The organism is Paenibacillus sp. EZ-K15, assembly GCF_002573715.1.
Taxonomy (GTDB): Bacteria; Bacillota; Bacilli; order Paenibacillales; family Paenibacillaceae; genus Paenibacillus_AQ.
Genome location: NZ_PDHM01000004.1, coordinates 23,060 through 49,584, shown reverse-complemented (window position 1 = coordinate 49,584; position 26,525 = coordinate 23,060). Strand labels below are relative to the sequence as shown.

Here is a 26,525-nt window from a genome sequence, read left to right as displayed (position 1 = left end):
GTCATCAACAATGATAATGGAAAAAGGACTTCCGGCAGACCGCCAATTGCAATCTCACCAGAAGTCCATTGTATCAAACGTCAGCCTCCAAAAGCAAGGTGGGGCAAGCGCCTCCAGCGACAGATCAGGAGGAGAATGTTACTTTTTCTTCTTGCGGACAAAAGCGGCCGTGCCGTTTCCGCCCTTGCTCTTCCGTTTGCGGGCACCGCCGCCGCCGGAGTTGGCTCCAGCATTGCCGCCTGGAGTTGGACCTTCGCCGATGAAAATGCCACTACTCGCCGTCTTCTTGCGCCGATTCTTTCCGCCGGCACCGCCAGAACTGCGAGCGTTGCGATCAAAGCCGAGGGCGCCGCCGCCTGCGGAACTGTAGCCGCCTTTGCCGGAGCCAAAGGCGAAGTTCGACGCCTGCTGCTCGTCTGCACCAGCAGCAGCACCAGCGCCCGCTCCAGCTGGCGCCTCGCCGCTGCGCTTGCCTCGGCTACCCTGGGCACCGGCGCTGTCACTGCGGCGTCCGCCTGGCGCGCCGCCTTCAGCCGCGCCACGCTTACCGCCACGGCCCTTACCCCCGCGGGCTGCGCCATCGCGGGCACCAAATCCGCGGCCACCGTTGCCGCCGCGGTCACCATCGCCGCGCCCTTGACGGCGCGGCTTCATATCCACCATCTCAAAATCGATGGTGTGATCATCCATGTTCACCTTCGCCACGCGAACCTTCACATCATCACCAATGCGGTATACCTTCGAGGTCCGCTCCCCGATCAGCGCCATATGGCCCTCATCGAAGTGATAATAATCGTCGGTCATCGCGCTGAGGCGAATCAAGCCTTCGACCGTGTTCTCCAGCTCAATGAACATACCGAAGCTGGTCACGCTGCTGATAATGCCTTCGAACTCTTCGCCGACCTTATCCAGCATGAACTCGGCTTTCTTGAGCGCTTCCGTATCCCGCTCCGCATCCACGGCCACACGCTCGCGCTCGGAGGATTGCTGAGCGATGTCAGCCATCCGGCCGGCCAGGTGCTCATGGCGCTTCTCATTAAGCGCGCCGCCGCTCTCCAGCACTTCCCGGATAACCCGGTGAATAACCAGATCGGGATAACGCCGAATCGGAGACGTAAAGTGAGAATAATATTCGGCCGCAAGACCGAAGTGGCCCGTGCTCTCTGCATCATATTTCGCCTGCTTCATCGATCGGAGCATCATCGTGCTGAGCACCGTTTGCTCCTTCGTGCCTTGAATGGCTTCCAGCAGGTTTTGCAGTGCGCGCGGATGGATCGAGTTGCCCCGTCCCTTCACCTGATGCCCGAAATTGGCCGCGAACGCCATAAAGTTCTGCAGCTTCTCCTGATCCGGGTCCTCATGGATCCGGTAGATAAACGGTACTTTCAGCCAGTGGAAATGCTCAGCCACGGTTTCGTTGGCTGCCAGCATGAATTCTTCAATGATCTGTTCCGCAATGGAACGTTCTCTTTTGACGATATCCACGGGCTTGCCGTTCTCGTCCACGATGACCTTCGACTCTACGAAGTCAAAATCCACCGCACCACGGCGCATCCGGCGGTTCCGCAGCTTCAGCGCCAGCTCGCGCATCAAACGGAAATCCTCCACGAGGTCACCGTAGCGCTCGATTAGCTCTGGATCCTCATCGACGAGGATTTTGCGCACATTATTGTACGTCATCCGTTCTTTCGTACGAATAACACTGGTGAAGATATCGTGCTTCACGACTTTCATCTGCTCGTTGAATTCCATTTCACAGGACATCGTCAGACGATCCACCTGCGGATTCAAGCTGCAAATCCCGTTGGACAGACGGTGCGGCAGCATCGGAATGACCCGATCCACCAAATACACGCTGCAACCGCGATCGTAAGCTTCCTTATCCAGCTCGGAGCGCTCGCGTACGTAATAGCTGACATCGGCAATGTGAACGCCCAGACGGTAGTTCCCATTCGGCAGACGTTCCACATTCACCGCATCATCGAGATCCTTGGCATCTTCGCCGTCAATCGTCACGATGTTCAGACCGCGCAAATCGCGACGACCCTGCTGTACGATTTCTTCTTCCGTAATGGCATCGGGCGCTGCATCCGCTTCGGCCAGCACTTCCTCCGGAAAGCCTTCCGGCAGCTGATGCTTACGGATAATGGACAGAATGTCGACACCCGGATCATCCTTGTGACCCAGAATCTCCACCACTTCGCCCTCTGCCGCAGCTCTTCCTTCCGGATAGCTGACCAGCTTCACCACGACTTTCACGCCATCTACAGCTCCGTTAATCGCATGCTTCGGAATGAAAATATCCCGGTTGATCCGCTTGTCATCCGGCAGCACGAAGCCATAGGCTTCATGGTTCTGGAATACACCCACAACCTGGGTGACGGCGCGCGTCACGATACGGACCACTTCGCCTTCCATTTTGCCGCCATCGTTCTGTTTGGAACTGATCCGGATAAGCACGATATCTCCATTCATCGCACTCTTCAAGTCATTGGCATGAATGTACACATCCGGGTGCTCGCGATCATCAGGAATCAAGAAGGCAAACCCCTTTGCATGTGCCTGCAGACGTCCGCGCAGCAAATTCATCCGTTCCGGCACGCCATAACGCTGGGTGCTGGTCAGAATGATTTTTCCGGATTGTTCAAGTTCATTCAGCAGCTTCAAGAATTCCCTGAATTCATGAGCATCCTTAATGGCAAAATGCTGCTCCAATTCCTGGTACGTCATCGGTTTGTATGCAGTTTCCCGCATAAAATTCAGTAATATTTCTTCAGTTATCATCATTATCACCTCGGGGAACCTGCAATTTCATCGTTCCGCTATCCATTCTTTACCTTCATATACTCATACCCTAGTATACACGAATTTAATCTCCGGTATCCTTCCGAACACCGTCTTCACCTATGTATTCCAAAATTCAGGCAAATAAAAAACCCCCGCTCTTCCAAGAGTGAAAAAGCGAGGGTAACGTTCATTGTTATTTCAACATAGCAACAACGATGGCCAAAATCATAAATCCTGCTGCAAGACCTACCGTTGTACGCTGCAGTACGAGATCCATACCGCGAGCCTTTGTTTTACCAAAAAGATGTTCCGCACCGCCGGAGATGGCACCGGCAAGACCTGCGCTTTTCCCTTTTTGGAGAAGAACGACAGTAATCAACCCGATGGAGAAAATAACAAGCAACACTTCAAAAAATACAACCATGACTTCCACCTCCTACGTATGTAAACATCTGAATTTATTATCTTAAGAGACATTCTAGATTCTACATGAAAAACAGCATTCTCATTGTACCACAGCTTTATTGACCTGACAAGGAGTAAGGGGGAATCACTTCATAACTCTAACCACGAACATGCCATCTCTGTTTCTCGGCTCTAATCCCATAAAGAAGACCCCGTACCAGGTGGATCTGGGGCTTTGTTAACCTTTTGGAACCGCCGTATGCGGACCCGCATGTACGGTGGTGTGAGAGGACGGGGGTTAGCGCCCCCTCCTGTCATAAGCTCAATTGACGGGAAGCTACTGATCAATAGTTACTCAAACTACTCCCCACAAAATTTCCAGCTCACCAAAAAAATAAATGGCCTGCCCCTCCAGCGTTGGCAGACCACCTGTTTCATAGCAGCCAAGGCTGCTTTATTTCACTCGGAAGGACCCTGTGCTGATCGCCACAAGTTCGCCCTTCTCGTTCGTAATTCTGCATTCCGTCGTGACCGAACGGTGCGTCTGATGCACGATGCTTGCCGTTACGGTGAGGATACCGTCTCTGGCTGGCATGACAAAATGCACGTTCAAATTACTCGTTACCGTTGATTCGCCAGGGCGCTCCAGCATGACGGCAATGCCCATGGCGTTATCCATCAATGAGGAGAGTACGCCGCCATGCACGATGCCCGCCATATTCATATGATGAGGCTGGGCATCCAGCGTCACAACAACCGCCTCCGAGCTGGCAGACGCAAGCTTGCAGCCGAGATATCCCCAGAAGGTGGGCTCCGCCGCTTCGGTCATGGCCTCGATATACGCCTCCCGGTCGAATTCCGGCTGTCCGGCCTTCGTATCCAGATTGGCATTGGTATGATTCATCAGGCCGCCTCCTTTTTTCTTATGACGTCGTTAGTACTGTATCCATTCCAGCGGGATAACATGAATCACTTATCATGCCTACACCGCTATTCTGTGCTTCAGCCCGTTCTGCCTTCCTCTTCCTCCTCTAGAAGCTTGCGGCGCAGCACCTTGCCTACCATCGTCTTCGGCAGCGAATCGCGGAACACGTACTCGCGCGGCACCTTATAGGCAGCCAGCTGACTGCGGCAAAACTTCTCAAGGCCCGAAGGGTCCGGAGACGCGCCATCCTTCAGCACAATATAAGCTCTCACGGTTTCACCGCGATAATCGTCCTTCGTTCCGACAACGACGGCTTCCTTCACAGAGGGATGCTCATACAGCACTTCCTCGATCTCCCGAGGGTAAATATTGAAACCGCTTGCAATGATCATGTCTTTCTTGCGGTCGATGATCGTAAAATACCCCTCTTCGTCCATCGTTGCCATATCGCCCGTGAACAGCCAGCCGTTGCGCAGCGTGTCGAACGTGTCCTCCGGCCGGTTCCAGTACCCCATCATCACCTGCGGACCCTTCACAATCAGCTCGCCAGGCTCGCCGACCGGCATTTCTTCGCCCGTCTCGGGATCGACCACCTTGGCATCCGTATCCGGAACCGGTACGCCGATGGTGCCGATCTTGCGCCTACCCCAGATCGGATTCACATGGGTAACCGGGGAAGCTTCGGTCAGGCCGTAACCTTCGATCAGCCGCCCTTTGGTCAGCTCCTCGAACTTATCCTGCACCTCGACCGGAAGCCCGGCAGAGCCGCTGACGCAAGCATTGATCGAAGACAGATCATATTCCTTGATCCGTGGATGATTAATCAGTGCAATATACATGGTCGGCGCGCCCGGGAAGAGCGTCGGCTTCATTTTTTTGATCAAGTTCAGAATCATCGTCACTTCGAATTTCGGTACCAATATCAGCATGCCCGCACGGTAGATGGCCTGATTAAGCAGCACCGTCAACCCGAACACGTGAAAACACGGTAGAACCGCCAAATAGCGCTCCTTCCCATCCTCCACCTGAAAACACCAGTTCGCGGACTGCACGGTATTAGCGATCAGATTCATATGCGTCAGCATGACGCCTTTGGGAACACCGGTCGTGCCACCGGTATACTGGAGCAGGGCCAAGTCCTTCTCCGCCTTCACGGATTCGCAGATCGGGTCATTCGGCGCACCGGCGAGCAGCTTTTTGAAGGCATGGACGCGGCTTCCATAGTTGACGACCGGAAGGGGACCCTCCTTCTTGGCTTTAATCGGGTAGAGGAGATTCTTGGGGAACGGCAGATAGTCCGCCACGGAGGTGACAATCATATGCTCCAGTTCCGTCTCCTCGATGACTTTTTCAACGCGGGACACGAACATATCCATCGTGATGATGATCTTAGCACCGGAATCCTTCATCTGATGTGCAATTTCCCGCTCCATATAGAGCGGGTTGGTCATGACGGCCACGGCTCCAGCCAGCAGCACGCCATAATACGAAATAACCACCTGCGGGCAGTTGGGCAGCATAATCGCTACCCGGTCGCCCTTCTTAATCCCTTTGCTGCGGAGCGCGTTCGCCATACGATAGGACGACTCCAGCAGACTCCTATAGTTGATCGTTTTGCCCATGAAATACATGGCCGGCCGATTCGGGAACTTCTGTGCCGACGTCACGAGAAATGATGCCAAATTCTGTTTCGGATAATCAAAAGCGGGGGCTACTTCGGGTGGATAAAACGGCAGCCAAGGCTTTGTATCCATACAAAACCAACCCTTTCCTAAGGAATGCTCCTTCTTTCCTACTCCAAGAAAAATCTCTCTCTTTTCAGGCTACATTCACATCTCTTTCGGTGCCGGGTGCTACAGTGTGTACCGTTCGTTCTTGACGACACGGGCCGCGATGCTGCGCTTGAGGGCCACCGTATCGACCGGCGTGCAACGTGTCAGTTTCTTGAGCACCGACAGCTGCATGCGCAGCATATCACCGGTTTCCACCGAGGCCAGCGTCTCTTTTGCGAGTGCCTCAATGCGCTGGAACGCCTCGTATGCAAACACCTGCGTCATCTCGATCATGCTGGCTGCTTTTTCCTCGGAGGTGCGTTCGATTTGCTTGCGGGTACGCAGCAGCGCACTTTCAAGGGCATAAATATCAATCATCATATCCGCCAGATTAGACAAGACCTCCTGCTCTTTCTCCAGCTTCGTGCCGAACTTCTGTACCGCCAAACCACCCGCGAGGAGGAAAATCTTCTTGCTCATGTCCAGGAAGTGCGCTTCCTGCTCCAGTGTGCCTTCGAAGGTTTGACCAGGTACCAGTTGCAGCAGCTCACCTTGGAGACCTTGCGCTTTTTGCAGGAGCGCGATCTCGCCCTTCATGGCCTTCTTCACAAGTGTACCCGGAATCAGGAGCCGGTTGATCTCGTTCGTGCCTTCAAAGATGCGGTTGATGCGGGAGTCCCGATAGATGCGTTCCACTTTGTACTCTTGGATATACCCATAGCCCCCGTGAATCTGCACCGCTTCGTCTGCTACGTTATCCAGTCCTTCCGAACAGAACACCTTGTTGATCGAGCATTCAATGGCATAGTCGGAGATCGCGGCAGCCGAGTGGATTCCGGCATCCTCGTTGTTGTAATCGATGTCCTGCATCGCTTCCTCCAGCAGACCTGCCGTACGGTACACCATACTCTCCATCACGAAGGTGGTGATGTTCATCTCGGCCAGCTTCTTACGCATGAGCGGGAACTGCGAGATTGGCGTATCGAACTGTTTACGGGTGTTAGCATATTTCGCGCTCAGCTCGATCGATTCCTTCGCCGCACCGACGGTGCCGGCTGCCAATTTATACCTTCCGATGTTCAGGATGTTGAAGGCAATCCGGTGGCCTTTGCCGATCTCGCCGAGCAAGTTCTCCTTCGGCACCTTCACGTCTTCGAAAAAGAGCGGACGCGTCGACGAGCCCTTGATGCCCATCTTCTTCTCCTCCGGTCCGAGTGTAAAGCCTTCCATCTCCTTCTCGACAATGAACGCGGTGAAGTGCTCTCCGTCGATCTTGGCGTAGACGATAAAGATATCCGCAAATCCGGCGTTAGTTATATATAGCTTCGATCCGTTCAAAATATAATAGTCTCCGTCGTCGGACAGGCGTGCCGTCGTTTTGGCACCCAGCGCATCCGAGCCGGAGGTCGGCTCCGTCAAGCAATAAGCCGCGATTTTCGCGCCGGTCGACAGATCCGGCAGGTACTTCTGTTTCTGCTCGGTCGTGCCGAAGAACACGATTGGCAGCGTTCCGATCCCGACATGAGCCCCGAAGGAAAGCGCAAAGGACGATCCCTTCGCCAAGTTTTCGTTAATAATCGTAGAACTGACCTTATCCAGACCGATCCCGCCGAACGGCTCCGGCACATCGGCCCCGAGCAGGCCCAACTCGCCTGCTTTGCGAAGCAGGTCTACCGTCATCTCGTAATTGAGCTTCTCCAGCTCTTCATCGTGCGGCACGACTTCCCCATCGATAAAATCACGCACCGTCTCACCGATCATGCGGTGCTCTTCCGTGAAATCCTCCGGTGTCAGGATGCGCTGCATATCGGGATTATCGATGACAAAGCTGCCGCCTTTGATTTTCGGTTCTTTGGTTTGGTTATCGCTCATGATTGGTTTCCCCTTTCGGAATGTGGAATAAGGTGGAGAGCAATGAATTGCCTTGGTGTTGTTAGGTTGCGACTTGCTGGTTGATCATAGATGATGTATGCGTGACTGTGGTGCAATAGTGTCCTCTCCGCGTGCGGATTGTACTTCCGATCGCTGTTGAGTTTGGATTTCAAGGAATGGCTCTATAAGTAGAAGAAATCCAAACTCAAAGGCGACCACTTCGTTTCTCCAGTACAATTCCGCCCTCTCCGCTAGGTTGGCGCACACTAGTGAATCTCCTAAGTTCAAACCTCTACGACCGGCTATCCTTGCACTCCCCTGTGGTTGGAGTGAGTGGTGCCGTGTCCGGTCCGTGTACGGAGCGGACACGGCATTGAAACTACAATTCAGAGTGAATAGACTGGTCATGCATTAATAGAAGATCAGTAGACTTGATATCGAAAACCTAGATATGTTCATCGAATACAATTCAGAAACATTTTTAAACTAACTTTCCAAAGTCCTTGCTTGGGAGCTACTAGCCCCTTGAGGACTTATAGATGAACTCACACCTGCTTGGTGGCTCCTAGGCCCGGGAGGAATTAATAGAAGGAATTCACAACTACTGATCAGCTCCAAGAAGAGTTCGGCTTACTGAGAGTTCCCATGCTCCCTTGAGACTTATTGCGGGAGTTCACACCTTCTGAGCGGGAACAAGTAGTTTCTCGTGCTTAGAGCGCGAATCGTACCTGCTGTGCCTCTCCAAGTTCTTTGAGGGACTTGGAAGCGAGCTCTGCTACAACATTTACGCCCCAGCCGCGTGCACCTCGAACACCCCCGCGGCGCCCATGCCGCCGCCGATACACATGCTCACGACGCCGTAGCCGCCGCCGCGGCGGGCCAGCTCGGAGACGAGGCTGACGGTCAGCTTGGCACCGGTGCAGCCGAGCGGATGGCCGAGCGCAATGGCGCCGCCATTGACGTTGACTTTGCTCTCGTCGATACCCAAAGCGCGAATGATGTGGAGGCATTGCGAAGCGAACGCTTCGTTAATCTCGAACACATCCACTTGATCCAGCTCGATCCCCGCCATGCGGAGGGCCTTCGGGATCGCTTCGACTGGGCCGACGCCCATAATTTCCGGCTCTACGCCTGCCAGGGCAAACGACTTGAAGGTAGCCAGCGGGGTAAGGCCCAGCTGCTCCGCTTTCTCGCGGCTCATAACGGCAACCGCCGCCGCGCCGTCACTCGTCTGCGACGCGTTACCCGCGGTAACTGAGCCGCCGAGGGCAAAAGCCGGCTTCAGTTTGCCCAGCACATCCGGAGTCGTGTCCGGCCGAACCCCTTCATCCGTATCGAAGGCGAAGGTTTTGCTGCGCACCTTGCCCTGCTCGTCGGCCGCAGCCAGCGTTACGTTCACCGGTACGATCTCGTCCCGGAACTTGCCTTCCGCGATGGCGGCGGCAGCTTTGCGGTGGCTGCTGGCCGCGAAGGCATCCTGCGCCTCGCGGGTGATGCCGAAGCGGCGGGCCACCTCTTCCGCGGTATGCCCCATGCCGATGTACACCTCTGACATCTCTTCGACAATCGTCGGATGCGGCGCCGGCTTGAAGCCGGTCATCGGCACATGGCTCATGCTCTCGACGCCGCCAGCGACGATCACCTCGGCATGACCGAGCATAATGCGCTCCGCCGCGAAAGCGATCGCCTGAAGTCCCGAGGAACAGAAACGATTGACGGTCAGCGCGGGTACCGTCACGGGATATCCCGCATACAGCGAGATAATCCGCGCGACATTCAGGCCTTGCTCGCCTTCCGGCATCGCGCAGCCGAGGATAATGTCCTCGACATCCTCTTTTTTCAGGCCCGGCGCACGTTCAATGACGGCTTCCAGTACGGCTTTGCCGAGATCCTCCACGCGCGTCTGGGCAAAACTGCCCTTCTTCGCCTTCCCCACCGGAGTACGGGCAAGGGATACTATGACTGCTTCTCTCATGCCATTCACCTCATCAACTTGAAATGGTTGGATCCAATACCGATATGATTGCGGGCCGCTAGTCGGCCGTGAAATGAATTCGTAACGGTGGAACTGATTAAAGAGTCTCCATCATTAAACTTCGCCAGCATGGATAACCTGCCACCATGTTCTATATGCACCGTCGATTTGGCGAATCGCACGTTGCGAATGATGATGTAACTCTTAGCTGAAGCAGCTCTCTTAAAGCCCTAATTCCGCAGCGGCTTGCCTTTCGCCAGCATATGCTGCATGCGCTGCTGGGTTTTGACCTCCCCGAGCAGGCTGAGGAACGCTTCGCGTTCGAGGTCGAGCAGATGCTGCTCGCTCACCACGGTTCCCGCAGGAACATCGCCGCCGGTTAAGATGTGCGCCAGCTTCTTCGCGATCAACAGATCGTGATCGCTGATATAACCGCTGCGCTTCATGTCGATGGCGCCCATCTGGAGCACGGCCCGGCCGTCGCGGCCGACAACGCGGGCTTTCCCCGGCTGCGGCGGAACATAGCCTGCCCGGTCCATCTCTAATACCGCCTGCTTCGCTTCATAGATCCGGTAGTCCTGATTCATAACCACCGTATCCCCGCTACGCCCATAACCCATGCGGATCGCTTCATGTCCGCTGTTCGATGCCTTCGCCATCGCCACCATCTCGAAGATTTTGTTAATCTCCGGCTGGAGGTCGCTCTCCTTGTCGGGATGGCGGTTGCTGGTCATGAGCGCCAGCTCCTTGCAGCCGCCGCCTGCCGGAATGAGACCCACTCCGGTCTCCACGAGACCGAAATAGGTCTCTGCCGAGAAGATGATCCGGTCGGCCGGAAGACAGGCCTCCACGCCGCCACCCAGTGTCATCCGGTGAGGCGCAGCCACAACCGGCTTCTCCAGCGCTTTCAGCTTCATCATGCTGCCCTGGAACAGACGGATGATGTCATCCACCTCATCCCAGTCGCCGCTCTGCGCTTCCATCAGCATGAGCATCAGGTTGGCGCCGACGCAGAAGTTGCGGCCTTCGTTCGCCAGCACCAGCCCGCGGTAATTCGCCCGAATCTCTTCTACGCTCTGCTGGATCATGACCAAGATATCGGCACCGATCGCATTGTTCGGGGAAGTGAATTCAAGACACGCTACGCCATCCCCAATGTCGATCAGGTTCGCCCCCGTATTCGAGCGAATGACCCGGTTTTGCGATTTGAGCGCTTGCAGCGAGATCAGCTCAGGCTGAACCTCTACACCCTTATACTCACCTTTGAAATAATGGAACACCTCGCCGTCCTTCTGCTGATAGAAGGACTTGTTGCCGGCGGCAATCCAATCCTTCACCCAAGCTGGAACCGTCATCCCCTCCGCTTCTATACGCTGCACGGATTCAGGCAGTCCGATCAGATCCCAGGTCTCGAATGGTCCGAGCTCCCAGTTGAACCCCCATTTCATCGCGTTGTCGATGTCCTGAATGGAATCGGCGATCTCTCCCAGCTTGTCGGCCGCATAGACAAGCACTTGCTTCAATACATTCCAAGCCAGTTCCGAGTAACGATCCTGCGTACCGAGGAATGCCTTGATCTTCCGCTTGGCTCCCTTCACCGCTTTGGCGGCTTCGATGGAAGCGGAGCTCACTTTGGCGCTCGGATTGTACTCCATCGTGGACAGATTGAGTGATAGGATTTTGCTGCCTTGATCGCCTTTTACTTTTTTATAGAAGCCCTGGCCGCCCTTCTCCCCGGTCCAGCCGCGCGCGACAAGCTCATTCATGACGTCAGGCACCGTGAACACGTCTTTCTCCTCGCCGTCCGGTACGGAGTCGTACACGTTTCTGGCCACATGGACAAACGTATCGATGCCGACCAGATCCAGTGTCCGGAAGGTGGCGCTCTTCGGACGCCCCAGAACAGGACCGGTGGCCGCATCTACTTCCTCCACGGTATAGCTGTTCTTCACCATTTCCTGCAGCGTGACCAGAAGACCGTAGGTGCCGATCCGGTTCGAGATGAAATTCGGCGTGTCCTTCGCAAGCACAACCCCTTTACCAAGGCGCTTCGTGCAAAATTCAACCATAAACTTCGTAATGTCCGGATCGGTATCAAAGCCCGGAATAATCTCCAGCAGCTTCATATGACGAGGCGGATTGAAGAAGTGCGTCCCCAGGAAATGGCTGCGAAATTCCTCGCTGCAGTCCTCGACCATCGCATTGACGGAAATGCCCGAGGTGTTCGTGCTGACGATCGATCCTTCCTTACGCACGCCTTCAATCTGCTTGAAGATGCTCTTTTTGATTTCCAGGCGCTCCGTGACCACCTCAATGATCCAGTCCACGTCCTTCAGTTGGCTCAGATGATCCTCGGTATTGCCCGGGGTGATCCGGCCCACAAAATCGGCGCTGTACAGCGGAGCCGTGCTGGATTTAGGCAGAGCCGCAATGGCTTTGGAGGCAAGCCCGTTTCGTACCTTTGGATGATCCAGCGACAATCCGGCTTTTTCCTCTTCCGCGGTTAAGGATTTCGGAACGATGTCGAGCAGCAGGCAGGGAATGCCTGCATTGGCGAGATGGGCGGCGATCCCCGACCCCATGACGCCAGAGCCGATCACGGCGGCTTTAGTTATGTTTCGACTTGCGACACCGGAACCGCTGACGACTTCCTTGGTAATGGTATTACTCATTGCACAACGACCTCCTGTTCATGGATTTCGGATAGACCGAATACGGATAACTCCAGGATTTCCGCGATATCTCGCGTTTTTACGCTTTCTTCCACTTCCTTCAGCTTCGTACCGTCCTCCAGCATCGTCAGACAGAACGGACAGGCTGAACTGATCATCGTCGGGGATACGGCCAGCGCCTGCTCGGTACGCGCCAGATTCACGCGCTTGCCCGCATCTTCCTCCATCCACATCTGCCCGCCGCCGGCCCCGCAGCACATGCCATTCTCGCGATTCCGCTCCATCTCCAGGAGCTCGACGCCAGGTATGGCGCGAAGCACGCTGCGCGGCTGATCATACACGTCGTTATACCGTCCCAGGTAGCAGGAGTCATGATAGGTGATTTTCTCCTGAACCTGATATTTAGGCTGAAGACGCCCTTCCTTCACCAGCTGGTCCAGCAGCTCCGTATGATGAATGACCTCGGCTTCAAGCCCAAACTCCGGATACTCGTTCTTCAAAATATTGAAGGTATGCGGACAAGCCGTCACGATTCGTTTCACATCGTACTTCTGGAATGTCTCGATGTTCTCCGTGCACAGCTGCTGGAACAGAAATTCATTGCCCATCCGGCGCGGCGTATCGCCCGAATTCTTCTCCTCGTTTCCGAGAATGGCGAAATTGACGCCCGCTTCATTCATAAGCCGGACAAAGGCCTTGGTGATCTTGCGGCTGCGATTGTCGTAAGAGCCCATGGAGCCGACAAAGAACAGCACGTCGAAATCCGGATTTTCCTTCACGGTCGGAATCTTCAGATCCAACGTCCCTTCCGGATCGACCTCCTTCACCCACTTGCTCCGGTCCGCGCGGCTGATTCCCCAGGGGTTGCCTTGTCGCTCGATGTTTTGCATCGCCCGCTGGCCTTCCTGCGGCACACTGCCCTCCATCAGAACGAGATGACGCCGAAGGTCCACGATTTTGTCAACATGCTCATTCGCAACCGGACATTGATCCTCGCAGTTGCGACAGGTCGTGCACGCCCAAATCTCTTCTTCCGTCATGACGCCGCCGATCAATTGAATGTCCTTCGGGTCTACGCCCTCGACCTGATGCCAGGAGCGCTTCTGAACGTCCATCGTCGGTCCGATATCGGTAATGCCCTCGCCCTTCCAGCCGACAAGGGCCAGATCCGTTGCGCCCATGGAGTGAACGCCCGGCGATCCAAACACAGAGGCCGGCATCCATGCCGATTTGGAGGTGAGCGCGGCACCTTTTTCCGTGAGATGATCCCTTAGCTTCACAATCATATGCATCGGCGACAGCAGCTTGCCTGTATTCGAGGCCGGGCACACGTTGGTGCACCTTCCACATTCAACGCATGCATAAAAATCGAGCATCTGCTTCTGTGTAAAGTCCTCAATCTTGCCTACCCCGAATTCCTCGGCTTCTTCATCCTCCAGATCCAGCTTGCTGAGCTTGCCCGGGGGATCGGTGCGGCGGACCAGAATGTTGATCGGCGCCGTAATGAGGTGAAAATGCTTCGATTGCGGCACATAGATGAGGAACGACAACAGAATCAACAGATGCAGCCACCAGAACACGTAATAACAAACCGTAACCGCCACCGGCGGCATCCAGGCAAACACGGCCGCAATACTGGAGGAGATCGGTGCCATGGCCGACCACGCCAGTCCTTCCATGAGCCGTTCAAAAGCCATCGTCAGCAGCACCGAAGCCATCAGCGTGGTGATGAAAAACACGACAATGCTTGGCTTCCAGCCCCGCTTGAGCCGTTTTAGCTTCTCGCCATAGCGGCGATATGCCGCATATCCGATGGCCAGCAGGATCAACGCAACCGTAATCTCCTGCATGAGAATAAAGCCGGCGTGCCCCGGAATCGGCAGGCTGTGGCCGGACAATCCCTTCCAGATGATGTCGAGCGCACCGAACTGTAAAATGATAAATCCGTAAAACACGATAAAGTGCATGATGCCGCTCTTGCGGTCCTTAAACAGCTTGCTCTGTCCGAATACCTGGATGGCGAATTGGCTCAAGCGTTCCTTCAGATCCTTCTTCAGATTCGCTGGCTTGCCCAAACGGATATACAGGTACCGGCGATACACCACGGTGGCGAACATATACACCGCCCAACCGGTGATCAAGACAAAGAGCAGTGCGTTGATTAAGGTTAGAACCATCTCTCTCAGCCCCTTGCGTTAAAAAATCCTTCTTTCCTCTGGTAGTCTGGTGCAGCGTCCCATTTTTCCGAAGCTCCTGTCACTCCTTCCAAAACTTCTCGTCATATGTCCATGTCGGGATAATATATGAAGCGCTTTCATTGCAGGAACGAAAATAGACCTCCACATCGTGCCGTGCCGACCCCTCTAAACCGAACTTCATCGTTTCTGGCTGCATCTCTTCATCCGTACAATGCTCTCATCTGTACTTGCCTGCGGATACCCAGTGACTTGTTTCTTCCGGTTGAACTGCCGTCTATTGCTCTGATATGAACGCCTTATTTTGCTGTTCTGATCCATCTGCTTCATCCATTTCGCGCTTCTTCGTAACCCATCGTTGACAACGACATGAACGTATTTTATGATGGATACAAGAAATGAATGAGTATTCATTCATAATTTTAACTGTATTCTAACATCGGGGTGAGCATATGACAAGTAAAAAAAATGAAAAATACCACCTTATTCTCCAGGGCGCCCTGAAAGTATTCGCCGAGAACGGCTACCACCGGTCCCAGGTATCCAAGATCGCCAAGGCCGCCGGCGTAGCTGACGGCACCATCTATTTGTACTTTAAGAGGAAGGAGGATATCCTGATCCGCCTGTTCCAGGAGAAGCTTGGCGAGCTGGTCGGTAAATTCCACGAAAGCGTGGAAGGAACCACGGATGCCGTAGAAGCGCTGCGGACGGTGTGCAGCATCCATTTCTCGGAGCTGGAGAGCAATCCTGAGCTTGCTTATGTCACGCAGATTGAGCTGCGGCAGAGCGACCTGGAGCTGCGCAAGGAAATCGGCAGCGCATTGAAGCCATATATTGTGCTGATCGAGAATATCCTGGAACAGGGCATCAAAGAACAGAAATTCCGTTCCGATCTGAACGTCAAACTGGTGCGCAACCTGATTTTTGGCGCGATGGATGAAGCGGTAACCTCTTGGCTGATCTCCGGCCGCAAGTATTCTCTGTCCGATCAGGCGGATGAGACGCTTAGCTTTTTCCTGAACGGCGTTTCCAGCGGACAATAAGTCCCGCTGATATTCATATTGAAGGGAGCGTTTAACCGATGAAGATTGTGGTATTGCTTAAACAGACCTTTGACACGGAGGAAAAAATTACGATTGAGAACGGATCGATTGCCGAGGATGGGGTGAAATTCGTAATCAATCCGTATGACGAATATGCGGTGGAAGAAGCCGTGAAACTTCGGGATGACCACGGCGGCAGCGTGACACTCCTGTCCGTCGGACCGGATCGTACGGCAGAGGCCCTGCGCACAGCGCTGGCAATGGGCGCTGATGACGCGGTGTTGATCGCAGACGAGCGGATTCCGGACGATGAATATGCGGTATCCAAGGTGCTGCACGCATATTTGTCCAAGGAAAGCCCGGATCTGATCCTGGGTGGCAACTTCTCCGTGGACCGTGGTTCGGGTCAGGTGGCTATTCGCCTGGCGAGCCTTCTCGGTATTTCGCATACCGGCTCCATTACTAAGCTAACGCTGAACGGTACCACGGCTGAAGTGCATCGGGATGCCGAAGGCGATCTTGAAGTGCTGGAGGTTCAGCTCCCGGCGATCTTCACGGCACAGCAGGGATTGAACGAACCCCGCTATCCATCGCTGCCTGGCATCATGAAGGCTAAGAAAAAGCCATTTCAGACGTTGACACTAGATGATCTCGGGCTATCGGAAGCTGATATCCAGCCGGCAACAAAGCAAAGCGAGCTGTCCCTGCCGCCGGAGCGAAGCGCCGGACGTATTCTGAAGGGTGAGCCCGCCGAAGTGGCACATGAGCTGGTATCCTTGCTCCGTACCCAGTCGAAAGTGATCTAATGAACGGGTGTACGGTTGTACCCGTTTGACTCCCACTATTGAATGCGGTTACACGGTGCCGACAGAGAGCCATGTCATCATTTCTTATGTATTCTGATTGTATGGTTGACGGGATGTCCGTCATGCACGCTTTTCGCTTGATACGTTTCGCAAATCCGGAGCAGCAGCGGTCGGAGGAAATCTCCTGAATTCGCTTAGGTTGCTCAGGCTGGTTAAATCGTCAAACTCTCTTCTCTTCAATCTCAAATGGATCCTAGGAGGTTATGATATGAGCAAAACGATATTAGTGTATGCCGAGAACCGAGATGGGAAGCTGCGCCAGGTTGCCCTCGAGACGCTTGGCGCAGCTCGTTTGATTGCAGGTGACGGTGACAGCATCCGCATTCTGGTTGCGGGCTCCAACATTACCGAGGCCGTATCGGCCCTGAACGCCTATGGTGCCGATACGATCTATACGGTTGAGCATGATGATCTGGAGAGCTATAATCCCGAAGCTTATATGGCGGCCATTGAAGCGGTTATCGGTCAGGCCAAACCGGATGCCGTCCTCTTCGGACATACGGCCATCGGTCGTGATCTAGCACCGCTCGTCGCCGCTTCCCTGAATGCCGGGCAAATTTCCGACGTAACCGCGATCGAGACGGAAGGTGGAGAAGCGGTGTTCACGCGTCCGCTCTATGCGGGTAAAGCTTTTGAGAAGCGCGTCTTCCAGAACGGACCGTGGGTGGTCACGGTGCGTCCGAACAATATTCCTACTGCGGAAGCCATCGAAGGCGCTAGCGCCAGCATTGAGGATATCGCTTACCCGGCTCCTTCCCTCCGCTCCGTGGTAAAGGACGTCGTCCGCAAAACCACGGGGAAAATCGACCTCTCGGAAGCCAAAATCGTCATCTCCGGCGGGCGCGGCGTGAAGAACGCGGACGGCTTTAAGCCGCTGGAGGAGCTCGCCGACCTGCTCGGCGGGGCGGTCGGCGCATCGCGCGGCGCCTGCGATGCCGGCTACTGCGATTACGCGCTCCAGATCGGGCAGACCGGCAAAGTCGTCACGCCCGAGATCTATATTGCCTGCGGCATTAGCGGCGCCATCCAGCATCTGGCCGGCATGAGCCAATCGCGGGTCATTATTGCGATTAACAAAGACCCTGACGCACCGATCTTCAAGGTAGCCGATTACGGCATCGTCGGCGATCTGTTCGATATCGTCCCGCTGCTGACGGAGGAATTCCGCAAGGTCCTGGTATCGTAAGACTTCTAATGGTTTATCCCACGATACATGTAAAAAAAGGCTGCTCCAAAAGGTCCAAGGGACCTGGGGCGGCCTTTTACTTCGTAAGTTTTGCCGTAATAATGCCCCTTCGACTATGAATCATTCCTGGGGGGCAGCCTCGTCAATGGGATGCAAAACAGGGTCTAGCGTATCACCTTTAAGAGCCAAACCGCTTCAGCAGCTTCTGCTGATGGGCAGTAAATGCTTCTTCCAGCGAAATGCCATAAAGATCCGCCAACAGTGAAATGTTGCCGAGCACGTCGCCGATCTCCTCCACCAAATCCTGCTTGAGCTGTTCCTTGGATTGAACCTCCTCGTCGGGGCGGTCCCTGCCGATCTCATAAGCGCGGACGGCACGCGCCGTTTCCCCTGTCTCCTCCATCAAAAACCCAACGCGAATAAAGGGACCGTACTGGGTCCAGCCTCGCTCCCCGTAAAACTGTTTAATCCATTGCTGCGCTTCATTCATATCCATGCTTGTGCTACCTCCGCGATTCCCTGGGATCACTTAACCTTTACTTTTTACATAATTCAAGATCAAACTCATGATAATGCTAACATGTATGCCATAATATAAGTAGGTGCCATCTGATGAGCATTAACAGTATATAGTCCATCGATGCCATGACATAAATCACTATATATAGTATAATTGCTCAAATGAAATATCAACATCTTGTCAAGGAGTGTGCGAATTGAAATCTATATGTGTATTTGCAGGATCGAACATGGGGGAACACCCAGACTATAAAGCGAAAGCTGCCGAGCTCGGCAGACACATTGCCCACAACCAATATAAGCTTGTATACGGCGGCTCCAATATCGGATTGATGGGTGAAGTGGCTAATGCCGTTTTGCAGCATGGCGGTGAAGTTATCGGTGTGATGCCGAGCGGACTGTTTAAAGGCGAGATTGTACATACCGAGCTGACCCAGCTCATTGAAGTAGCCGATATGCATGAGCGCAAAGCGACGATGGCGAAACTGTCCGACGGGTTTATCGCCATGCCGGGCGGTTTTGGAACCTTTGAGGAATTGTTCGAAGTATTGTGCTGGTCGCAAATTGGAATTCATCAGAAACCGATCGGACTGCTGAATGTCCGGGAGTATTATGAACCGTTCATGAAGCTGATTCAGTACAGTATTACGGAAGGTTTCTCCAATGCCTCCCACTTAAACCTGATCAACATCTCCGATGACCCGCTCAAGCTGCTCGAGCTCATGGATAGCTACACGCCTCCGACGCTGGATTTGAAGTGGAAAGACTTGGACTAAGGGGCGTTTGCGGAGAATAACATCATTTCCCCACATTCAGGGGAAGTCTTATACTCACAAGTAGGATAATGCGTATTTATGACCCCCTACCACGGATCGACCTTATCCGTAAGGAAAGGCACCGGAAATCCCGGTGCCTTTTTGTTTTTGCAATATTGACGAGTATTACACAAACCCGCCGTTCACGCGGATCGTTTGACCTGTGATCCATTTCGATTCTTCGCCGGCCAGAAAAAGGACGGCCCCTGCGACATCGTCCGGTTCCCCCAGACGTCCGAAAGCATTCGTGCTTGCGATTCCCGCGATCTGTTCCTCCGATTTGCCAACCGTGAAGAGCTCCGTATTAATCGGTCCGGGCGCCACAGCGTTAATTCTAATTCCTTTGGGTCCGAATTCTTTAGCCAACTGACGCGTAAACTGCTCTACAGCGCCCTTCGTGCCAGCATATACGCTGTACGCCGGGAACATTTGCCCAACTACAGACGTCGAGAAATTGATGATGCGCCCGCCCGAATTCATATGGTGAAAAGCCTGCTGGATCGCAAAATAAGCCCCCTTCACATTAATCGCAAACTGCTGATCGAAATCTTCCTCCGTCATGGCCGCAATCGGTTTGGTTGTCATGACGCCGGCGTTGTTCACGAGAATATCGATTCCGCCATAAGCCTCGATCGTTTCACTAAACAAACGTTCAATTGCTGCTACCTGACTTATATCGGCTTGAATAGCCCGGGCTTCGCCGCCGTCTTGCTTAATGGCGCTCACCACTTCCTCGGCTTTAGTCGGGCTGCTCGCATAGTTTACAACCACCTTAGCCCCGTTCTCCGCAAGCCTCTCCGCCATTTCACGCCCGATGCCTCTTGATGCTCCCGTTACGATAGCTACCTTGCCCGATAAACTCTTTGTCATGATACAACCTCCCGCATAGGAATTAGGTGCACGAATATCTCATCAGATGGATCCTCTGATCTGTACGTCTTTTTTGTAATTTGATTATATGTCTCCATATAACAAATTACAAGTGACAATTTTATATTTTTGTCATTTGTAATTGAATAAGAACAAAAAAAGACGCTATCCCATGCGAGTATCGCCAAGAATAGCATCTTTTTAACGTAGGTGGTGATCTTACCGCGCTAGCTCCCGCGGTGCTTTTGCGGTATCGCATAACAGCGGCCGCGAGCACTGCTTAGTTCCCTCTTACTATGATTCTCGCCCGTTTACTATTATTTCGTGATTCCGGATAACAATAGCTCCCACACCGAGTCAAAATCGGCTTCAATCTCCTTCGAGGTCCACTGAGAGGCATGTGCCGGATGGTGAAACAGGGAAGTTGCCATGAAAAAGGCTTTTGCCACCGACTCCGACTGACCGGGCTTAAATTCACCGACATGCATCCCATGATCGATGATCTGGGCAATCTGTCCGATTAACAGCCTCACATGCGTATCAATCACCTTGACGGCTTCCAGCGTCACGGTTGTATACATGGCAAACATCTCGGGATCCTCGAGGACATAAGCACGTTTGGCCCGGATGAGGGTATCCGTCCATAACCGCAAGCGATCGGTGGCACTCCCTTTCGTTCCGTCTGCAATCTTCTGTAACGGATCCGCAATCCGCTGCAGCCACCGTTCCGTTACAGCTTCTCTCAGAGCGGCCTTGCTGGGAAAATGCCGGTATAGAGATCCATGGCTCACTTGAAGCGCCTTGGCAACATCGACAACCGAGGTCTTGTCGGGGCCATAGCGCCGAAGCGTCTGCTCGGCAGCGTCCAATATGGCTTCTTTTGTTAATGGCTGGTCATGTGACATAGGTTCAATGAGCACTGGGGCTTTCCATTACAGCCCAATGCCCATCTTCACGCCCCCTCTCTGTTGAACACATTATAACAAACCATCAATCAATATCAATATTGAACTTTTGTTATTTGTTATACCTGGAATCCCCACTTCATCCCCTTGATCACACCCCCTCATGGATTGTTATAATAGCTTCATTGATCCGGATTTAACCTAAATAACATGAAGAAAGCGAGTGCTGTCCATGGCTAAGCTGGACTATTTGTTATCCATACTATGGCTGCTTCGATCACATAAAAAAATGACAGCCGAGCAATTGGCAGAGAGACTTGAGCTAAGTATCCGAACGGTCTATCGATACATCGATACGCTGGGTATGAGCGGGGTCCCCATCATATCCGAATCCGGGCATGGCGGGGGGTTCAGGCTGCCCGATTCTTTTTTAAGCGTGCCGCTGTTCTTCGAAGTAACCGAGCTTAAAGCCATGGAACACAGTGTGCTTCTTGCCCGGCAAGCGGACTATCCGTTTACGGATGCTCTTGAAAAAGCACGAACTAAAATTGAACACCGTCTTCAGGAATCCCAATTGGAAGACTTGAGGCGTCATGTCGGCAGCATCCATATCCCCTCGCCATCACAGAGTGCCTTGCTTCACCCCATGTTGCGCGAGTTAGAGCAAGCCATTGCCAGTCGGGAAACCCTGGTCCTTCAATATGCGAAGTCCTTCAGCGGCTCCGCGGAGGAGCGCCACATTGATCCCTATGGGCTGATCTATCGGCTCGGCAAATGGTATTTGATTGCCTATTGCCATCAACGGGAGGCCCTCCGTGTATTCCGAGTAGACCGGATGAACAGCCTATCGTTAACAGGCCGCACATTTGAAATGCCGGAACATTTCTCGGTACATGACTACATGAACCGTATTCATGAGTACCAGGATCAGAAGACGAAGGCGAAGGAACCGACGTTGGTGACCGTTCGCCTTCAAGGTCGCACCGAGGTCCTGGACGCGATATGCAATCAGTGGTTCCTGCAGCCTTATCTTGTTACAAGAAGAACTAACGATGAGGCCGAATTCCGTATGCATCCGGATTGGATGCTGCAATACATGCCATATCTGCTGCTTTCTTATGGCAGAGGAATTAATGTGCTTGAGCCTCAGCAGCTGCGAACCGTTCTCTCCGAGACAGCCCGAGACCTGGCCGCATATTACGAGGACTGATCCTTCGATAATTCACTGACTCCTATGCTGTCAGTGAATTTGGTTTATGATAGCCGTAAATCATGACCATAAAGGAGAGATTTACGTATGACGCTTCCTAAACTAGATCTAGCCAAAAGCGATAAAACCTATTACACAGCCGGGAACATCCCTGAGCTTGTGCAGTTCGACCCCTTGCTCTATCTGTCATTCGAAGGTCAAGGTGCGCCCGAAAGCTCCATGTTCGAGGATGCTACCGAGGCGCTGTATACCGTTGCCTATGGCGTTAAGGGACATTGCAAGGCGGAAATTCAGGATTTTACGGTTCCTAAACTTGAAGGACAATGGTGGGTTAACTCGGATCAGTATGGTTTAGAGGTTCCGAAAGAGGAATGGCATTGGAAGCTGCTCATTCGGATGCCGGCGTTCGTCACCCCGGAGATCGTGAATTCCGCGCGGGACAAGGCCTTCTCCAAGAAAAATCATCTGGAACCCATTCAGCAAGTGGTATTGGAAACGATCCATGAGGGACTATGCGTCCAAATCATGCATATCGGCCCCTATAGCACAGAGCCAGAAACGCTGGCGAAAATGTATGCCTACATGAAACAGCATCATTACGTACAGGACGGGCTGCATCATGAGATTTATTTGTCCGATCCCCGAAAAGCCGCCTCCGCCTCCATGAAAACCATTCTCCGTGCCCCTGTAAGACAGGAGGATTAGAACTAATAGAGGAATGAAGTACGTCCTCTCTGCAAAAACCATCCAAACCATAAAGAGGGAACCGGCTGGTTGCCGGCTCCCTCTCTTATTTACACTCATTCTACATCTTAATTTTATACGTCTGCCTATCTCTTACGAATGCTTAGCAGTGAGTTCCCATTCTTCATAAACTCATAGGGCACCTTGACTTCCGCTACCCGAAAGCCTTCTGCCTCCAGCTCATGAATCAGGCGCTCCATATGAGCGTAGCGGCTCCCTGACAAATCGGTCAACGGGAAGATGCGCACCTCTTCCGAGGCCACTCGCAGCAGCTCCCGAATCGTCTGGACATGAAAGTCATAATCCAATCGGTCACTGTACATAAACAGAAAATGGGCGGACAGCACCAGGTGAAACTGTTCGTTAGCAAAAGGCAGCTCCGGCAGTACTGCAGCGACATAGCGATCTGGAAACTCCCTCATATCCTGGACGCAATCGCGGAGCGCTTGCTCGCGATGCCGACGAAGTCCCTGCACATCTCCGTAATAGTCCCAAACATAGTTACTCTTCGCCTGCTCCATCGTTTCCATCGCATGCCCGATATCCTGCAGTCCCTTGGCCTCCAGGTCATCCGGCTTGTGATCATAGGCAATATCACTGGCCGTGATATCAAAACCATGCTTCGAACCGTGAGCGGTGAACGAACACGCACCGGAAGGGCAATCCAATACCCTTTTGCCGGTAAGCTCTGACATTTCCAAATCAAACATAAACGTGTACTCTTCAAACGTGCGGCCAATAAATACAACCCGGTCCAATTCCTGTTTGGTCTTGCCTTGACTCTGCTCAGCTCTACTCATCTCTTCTCACCTCAGCTATTTATTGTGGGTGCGGGTGCGACAACTACTCCCCACATCCGCACGTATATATTACCATATGGTGGAATGCCGGATAACCCTTATATTTATTCACAGAATCCCAAACACCACTCCGCTTTCAACCGTTCTATTTATATTATAATATGGATAACTAACTTATTTCGGAGGGGGCTTTTCTTATGTTACCTTATCCTGCGGCTACGACCAGAGAAGAGAAAATGAACATCATTCATCAAATCAAAGACCGGCTGCTTCACTTGCACGGCGATGACATTCTAGCCATTGGCCTGTACGGCTCGATCGCGCAAGGGATTGATGGCCCTTACTCGGACATTGAACTTCAAGTTGTTACACAGGACGGAGTCTCCCTGACCGGACACGAATTCATATACCCCCCTTTCAAAATCGAAATCGGCATGGAACAAAAACAGGACATGCTGAAGGCTGCCGCATCTGTGGACGACTCATGGGCGATTACAGCCGGCGCTTATGTCCATCTACAGGAAATCTACGATCCGGCGAACCTGCTCGCTGAGATTCGGAAGCTGCCCCTCCAGGTTTCAGACGAAGCCATCAAAGAAACGATGCGGGGATTCATGATCTGGGAACCCTACGAAACGATGGGCAAAATACGAAACAACGTCCAATCCGGTAACTTTAGCTACCTCCCGCTTGGCGCCAAGGATCTGACCTGGCAGACGGCCAAGCTGATTGGACTTGCCAACCGAGCATTTTACAATACAAGAGCCAAGACATTGGAGGAATCACTGTCCCTGAAATCCAGGCCTTCCGGATACGATGAACTGGCGCAATTGGTCATGCGGGGTCAGCTTCTCCAGATCGATCATGTATATGAGCTTTGTGAACAGCTCTGGACCGGACTGAACGCATGGTATGAAAAAATGAATATTGAATATAAATCTAAAGAGCTTCCATTCTGATGGAGGCTCTTGCTTTGTGTTATGCATGGAAAGCTGATCATTCTCAATCTTATATTGACACATGTCATATTCTGGAACTACGCTGTGTAAGAGCACGTTTCTTACATACGATGAAAGATCGCCTTACGAAACGCCTGAATGATCATAAAAGGAAGTGAGTATTTATCATGCAAATTCAATTGAGTAGACCGCCGGATTACAAACCTCCTTATTGGCTGCCGCTTACAACCATCCTCACCGTCATACTCTTTATCTCCCTCATGCTGTGGTTCGAGAAACCGCCGCAGGCCAGCAGCATCGATGCACCCGCAACCGAATTCTCTGCCGAACGCGCAATGGCGCATGTCGAGCAGATTGCGCAAGAACCCCACCCGATGGGTTCGCCTGCCAATGCGGAAGTCAGAGCTTACTTGGTGGAACAGATGGAGCAACTCGGCTTGAACCCGGACGTTCAAGAATTTAATGACCGCCTGACAACCAAGCACATCGACGCCGACACTCAGCTAACGAACATTCTGGGCGTCATTAAGGGCACCGGATCGGGCAACCCGCTCCTGCTTATGTCCCATTATGACTCGGTCCCTACCGGACCCGGAGCGAATGATGCTTCGGTAAGCGTAGCTTCATTGCTGGAGACGGCAAGAGCGATCCAGGCCGGGCCTCCACCGCAGAATGACATATGGATTCTGCTGACAGACGGGGAGGAGAAAGGCATGCTGGGGGCTGAAGTATTCTTCCGTGACCCACAGCATCGAGAGGTTGGCATGATTGCGAATTTTGAAGCCCGCGGATCAAAAGGCTCCTCCCTCATGTTCCAGACCAGCGACAGCAATAGTCGGATCATTGAAGAATACGCCAAGGCCGTACCCAATCCAGTCAGCAACTCGCTCTTGGTGGACCTCTACAAACAACTGCCGAACGATACCGATCTGACGGTGGCGCTGGAGCATGGCCTCCCGGGACTAAACTTTGCCTATGGCGATGGGTGGGTAGCCTATCATACCCCGATGGACAACACGGAGAACGTCTCCCTTGAAACCATGCAGCATCAAGGCGAGAATGCACTCGCCGTGGCCAAACATTTTGGCAATCTCGACTTGACTGACCTGACTTCAACAGACAACCGTATTTACTTCAATTTATTTGGCCTGCTGGTTCATTACCCTGCAAAATGGGCGATCCCGATCACCGTGGTGTTCGCGGCGATATGGCTGGCTTTCGCGGTATTGTATGCCCGCATCTCTAGACTCTCCCTTAAGGGAAGTTTGATTAGCTTGCTAACCCCGATTCTGGCCGTCGTGCTCTCGGCAGCGCTAAGTTTTGGTTTGTGGTCGCTCATTGATACGTTATGGGCCGGCAAAATGACGCAGCCCACAGGCGCAACCTATGATTCGCTTCTGTACAGCGTCAGCTTCATACTGGTAACCTTCATCATTCATGTTGCGCTCACCCGCTGGATCGTGCAGAAAGTGAATGAATTGGAGATGCTGCTGGCAGGCGCATTCCTGTTCCTGCTGCTGCTTGTCGGCTCCACCTGGTTCCTGCCGGGCGCAAGCTATTTATTTGCGATTCCGCTGCTGGTCCAGTTCGCGGCATTGACATGGGCGGCATTTACCCGGGACCCAATCGAATCCTTAAACCATCCGGCTGTTGTACTGGGAACGTCCCTTATCCCTGTTCTGATGTTTACTTCGGTCTTTCATATTGTGTTCCTCATGCTGCCGCCAGGGATTCACCTCTTCAGCGTTGTACTGATCGGGCTGATACTTGCCATGATGTCCCCGGCTGTACGAATGCTCGCATATGCCTGGAAATGGGTACTGCCGGCTGCCTTCATCGCCATCGTCGTTCTGCTCGCCATCGGCTGGATCCAGGCCGAACCCGGACCGGATCGACCGATTTTCGAGATGCGATAATCCTTGCAGGCACCCTGCCTACCGCTCAATGCTTGAGGGTGTAACACCCGATAAACGCACCGTTATACCCATACCAAACAAGCAAACGC

At 53.1% G+C, this 26,525-nt stretch carries 20 protein-coding genes; 8 read left to right on the top strand and 12 right to left on the bottom strand.

The genetic code is table 11. The annotated features are described in order from the left end of the window. Positions 1 to 138 precede the first annotated feature (138 nt). The 8 genes from rnr to CRG97_RS01410 all read right to left on the bottom strand — a co-directional run bounded on the left by rnr (position 139) and on the right by CRG97_RS01410 (position 14,585). A complete protein-coding gene (gene rnr / locus CRG97_RS01450) occupies positions 139 to 2,784 on the bottom strand; it encodes a ribonuclease R (RefSeq protein ID WP_098741424.1) in 2,646 nt (881 codons plus the stop codon). A 196-nt stretch (positions 2,785 to 2,980) separates the two neighbouring features. Further along, the gene (secG, locus tag CRG97_RS01445; RefSeq protein ID WP_009593367.1) at positions 2,981 to 3,211 is read right to left on the bottom strand and encodes a preprotein translocase subunit SecG; all 231 of its coding nucleotides are present in this window, start codon (positions 3,209 to 3,211) and stop codon (positions 2,981 to 2,983) included. Positions 3,212 to 3,646: 435 nt separating this feature from the next. Continuing rightward, complete coding sequence (locus tag CRG97_RS01440) at positions 3,647 to 4,096, bottom strand: PaaI family thioesterase (RefSeq protein ID WP_098741423.1); 450 nt, start codon at positions 4,094 to 4,096, stop codon at positions 3,647 to 3,649. A 98-nt stretch (positions 4,097 to 4,194) separates the two neighbouring features. After that, the gene (locus CRG97_RS01435) at positions 4,195 to 5,871 is read right to left on the bottom strand and encodes a long-chain-fatty-acid--CoA ligase (RefSeq protein ID WP_098741422.1); all 1,677 of its coding nucleotides are present in this window, start codon (positions 5,869 to 5,871) and stop codon (positions 4,195 to 4,197) included. A gap of 99 nt (positions 5,872 to 5,970) precedes the next feature. Beyond that, positions 5,971 to 7,761 carry an acyl-CoA dehydrogenase family protein gene (locus CRG97_RS01430; RefSeq protein ID WP_098741421.1) on the bottom strand — a complete coding sequence of 597 codons (1,791 nt, stop codon included), beginning with the start codon at positions 7,759 to 7,761 and terminating at the stop codon, positions 5,971 to 5,973. Between the two features lie 784 nt (positions 7,762 to 8,545). Further along, the gene (locus tag CRG97_RS01420) at positions 8,546 to 9,736 is read right to left on the bottom strand and encodes an acetyl-CoA C-acyltransferase (protein ID WP_076322607.1); all 1,191 of its coding nucleotides are present in this window, start codon (positions 9,734 to 9,736) and stop codon (positions 8,546 to 8,548) included. A 230-nt stretch (positions 9,737 to 9,966) separates the two neighbouring features. Beyond that, complete coding sequence (locus CRG97_RS01415; protein WP_098741419.1) at positions 9,967 to 12,408, bottom strand: 3-hydroxyacyl-CoA dehydrogenase/enoyl-CoA hydratase family protein; 2,442 nt, start codon at positions 12,406 to 12,408, stop codon at positions 9,967 to 9,969. Beyond that, the gene (locus CRG97_RS01410; RefSeq protein ID WP_098741418.1) at positions 12,405 to 14,585 is read right to left on the bottom strand and encodes a (Fe-S)-binding protein; all 2,181 of its coding nucleotides are present in this window, start codon (positions 14,583 to 14,585) and stop codon (positions 12,405 to 12,407) included. Before CRG97_RS01410 ends, CRG97_RS01415 begins: the two co-directional genes overlap by 4 nt. A gap of 470 nt (positions 14,586 to 15,055) precedes the next feature. Here CRG97_RS01410 and CRG97_RS01405 point away from each other — a divergent pair, with 470 nt between their 5' ends. The 3 genes from CRG97_RS01405 to CRG97_RS01395 all read left to right on the top strand — a co-directional run bounded on the left by CRG97_RS01405 (position 15,056) and on the right by CRG97_RS01395 (position 17,698). Then, entirely contained in the window at positions 15,056 to 15,646 is a 591-nt protein-coding gene (locus tag CRG97_RS01405; RefSeq protein ID WP_076322610.1) for a TetR/AcrR family transcriptional regulator, read from the top strand. 38 nt (positions 15,647 to 15,684) lie between these two features. Beyond that, entirely contained in the window at positions 15,685 to 16,452 is a 768-nt protein-coding gene (locus CRG97_RS01400; protein ID WP_098741417.1) for an electron transfer flavoprotein subunit beta/FixA family protein, read from the top strand. Between the two features lie 268 nt (positions 16,453 to 16,720). After that, the gene (locus CRG97_RS01395; RefSeq protein ID WP_098741416.1) at positions 16,721 to 17,698 is read left to right on the top strand and encodes an electron transfer flavoprotein subunit alpha/FixB family protein; all 978 of its coding nucleotides are present in this window, start codon (positions 16,721 to 16,723) and stop codon (positions 17,696 to 17,698) included. 178 nt (positions 17,699 to 17,876) lie between these two features. Here the strand turns inward: CRG97_RS01395 and CRG97_RS01390 are convergent, their stop codons facing one another. Continuing rightward, positions 17,877 to 18,194 carry a MazG nucleotide pyrophosphohydrolase domain-containing protein gene (locus CRG97_RS01390; RefSeq protein ID WP_098741415.1) on the bottom strand — a complete coding sequence of 106 codons (318 nt, stop codon included), beginning with the start codon at positions 18,192 to 18,194 and terminating at the stop codon, positions 17,877 to 17,879. Positions 18,195 to 18,414: 220 nt separating this feature from the next. Between CRG97_RS01390 and CRG97_RS01385 the strand changes: the two genes are divergently transcribed. Continuing rightward, positions 18,415 to 18,993, top strand: a complete 579-nt coding sequence (locus tag CRG97_RS01385) for an LOG family protein (RefSeq protein WP_098741414.1) — start codon at positions 18,415 to 18,417, stop codon at positions 18,991 to 18,993. Between the two features lie 165 nt (positions 18,994 to 19,158). Here the strand turns inward: CRG97_RS01385 and CRG97_RS01380 are convergent, their stop codons facing one another. Together CRG97_RS01380 and CRG97_RS01375 are read right to left on the bottom strand one after the other, a co-directional pair. Further along, a complete protein-coding gene (locus tag CRG97_RS01380; protein WP_098741413.1) occupies positions 19,159 to 19,902 on the bottom strand; it encodes an SDR family oxidoreductase in 744 nt (247 codons plus the stop codon). A gap of 317 nt (positions 19,903 to 20,219) precedes the next feature. Next, complete coding sequence (locus tag CRG97_RS01375) at positions 20,220 to 20,822, bottom strand: TetR/AcrR family transcriptional regulator (protein WP_237566243.1); 603 nt, start codon at positions 20,820 to 20,822, stop codon at positions 20,220 to 20,222. A 217-nt stretch (positions 20,823 to 21,039) separates the two neighbouring features. Here CRG97_RS01375 and CRG97_RS01370 point away from each other — a divergent pair, with 217 nt between their 5' ends. Next, positions 21,040 to 22,017: a helix-turn-helix transcriptional regulator gene (locus tag CRG97_RS01370; RefSeq protein WP_153047480.1), complete on the top strand. Its 978-nt coding sequence runs from the start codon at positions 21,040 to 21,042 to the stop codon at positions 22,015 to 22,017. An 87-nt stretch (positions 22,018 to 22,104) separates the two neighbouring features. Further along, entirely contained in the window at positions 22,105 to 22,722 is a 618-nt protein-coding gene (locus CRG97_RS01365) for a GyrI-like domain-containing protein (protein WP_098741411.1), read from the top strand. A gap of 125 nt (positions 22,723 to 22,847) precedes the next feature. On the opposite strand, the gene CRG97_RS01360 is transcribed toward CRG97_RS01365, so the two are convergent. Then, positions 22,848 to 23,561, bottom strand: a complete 714-nt coding sequence (locus CRG97_RS01360) for a class I SAM-dependent methyltransferase (RefSeq protein ID WP_098741410.1) — start codon at positions 23,559 to 23,561, stop codon at positions 22,848 to 22,850. A 197-nt stretch (positions 23,562 to 23,758) separates the two neighbouring features. Here CRG97_RS01360 and CRG97_RS01355 point away from each other — a divergent pair, with 197 nt between their 5' ends. Together CRG97_RS01355 and CRG97_RS01350 are read left to right on the top strand one after the other, a co-directional pair. After that, positions 23,759 to 24,520 (top strand): kanamycin nucleotidyltransferase C-terminal domain-containing protein, encoded by a 762-nt coding sequence (locus CRG97_RS01355; RefSeq protein ID WP_098741409.1) that lies wholly within the window; start codon positions 23,759 to 23,761, stop codon positions 24,518 to 24,520. Between the two features lie 167 nt (positions 24,521 to 24,687). Continuing rightward, a complete protein-coding gene (locus CRG97_RS01350) occupies positions 24,688 to 26,436 on the top strand; it encodes a M28 family peptidase (RefSeq protein WP_098741408.1) in 1,749 nt (582 codons plus the stop codon). The last annotated feature ends 89 nt before the right edge of the window (positions 26,437 to 26,525 follow it).

Coding starts and splice junctions, on each gene's coding strand:
- rnr (WP_098741424.1), bottom strand. CDS start 2,784: ATGATAACTGAAGAAATATTACTGAATTTTATGCGGGAAACTGCATAC.
- secG (WP_009593367.1), bottom strand. CDS start 3,211: ATGGTTGTATTTTTTGAAGTGTTGCTTGTTATTTTCTCCATCGGGTTG.
- CRG97_RS01440 (WP_098741423.1), bottom strand. CDS start 4,096: ATGAATCATACCAATGCCAATCTGGATACGAAGGCCGGACAGCCGGAA.
- CRG97_RS01435 (WP_098741422.1), bottom strand. CDS start 5,871: ATGGATACAAAGCCTTGGCTGCCGTTTTATCCACCCGAAGTAGCCCCC.
- CRG97_RS01430 (WP_098741421.1), bottom strand. CDS start 7,761: ATGAGCGATAACCAAACCAAAGAACCGAAAATCAAAGGCGGCAGCTTT.
- CRG97_RS01420 (WP_076322607.1), bottom strand. CDS start 9,736: ATGAGAGAAGCAGTCATAGTATCCCTTGCCCGTACTCCGGTGGGGAAG.
- CRG97_RS01415 (WP_098741419.1), bottom strand. CDS start 12,408: ATGAGTAATACCATTACCAAGGAAGTCGTCAGCGGTTCCGGTGTCGCA.
- CRG97_RS01410 (WP_098741418.1), bottom strand. CDS start 14,585: ATGGTTCTAACCTTAATCAACGCACTGCTCTTTGTCTTGATCACCGGT.
- CRG97_RS01405 (WP_076322610.1), top strand. CDS start 15,056: ATGACAAGTAAAAAAAATGAAAAATACCACCTTATTCTCCAGGGCGCC.
- CRG97_RS01400 (WP_098741417.1), top strand. CDS start 15,685: ATGAAGATTGTGGTATTGCTTAAACAGACCTTTGACACGGAGGAAAAA.
- CRG97_RS01395 (WP_098741416.1), top strand. CDS start 16,721: ATGAGCAAAACGATATTAGTGTATGCCGAGAACCGAGATGGGAAGCTG.
- CRG97_RS01390 (WP_098741415.1), bottom strand. CDS start 18,194: ATGGATATGAATGAAGCGCAGCAATGGATTAAACAGTTTTACGGGGAG.
- CRG97_RS01380 (WP_098741413.1), bottom strand. CDS start 19,902: ATGACAAAGAGTTTATCGGGCAAGGTAGCTATCGTAACGGGAGCATCA.
- CRG97_RS01370 (WP_153047480.1), top strand. CDS start 21,040: ATGGCTAAGCTGGACTATTTGTTATCCATACTATGGCTGCTTCGATCA.
- CRG97_RS01365 (WP_098741411.1), top strand. CDS start 22,105: ATGACGCTTCCTAAACTAGATCTAGCCAAAAGCGATAAAACCTATTAC.
- CRG97_RS01360 (WP_098741410.1), bottom strand. CDS start 23,561: ATGAGTAGAGCTGAGCAGAGTCAAGGCAAGACCAAACAGGAATTGGAC.
- CRG97_RS01355 (WP_098741409.1), top strand. CDS start 23,759: ATGTTACCTTATCCTGCGGCTACGACCAGAGAAGAGAAAATGAACATC.
- CRG97_RS01350 (WP_098741408.1), top strand. CDS start 24,688: ATGCAAATTCAATTGAGTAGACCGCCGGATTACAAACCTCCTTATTGG.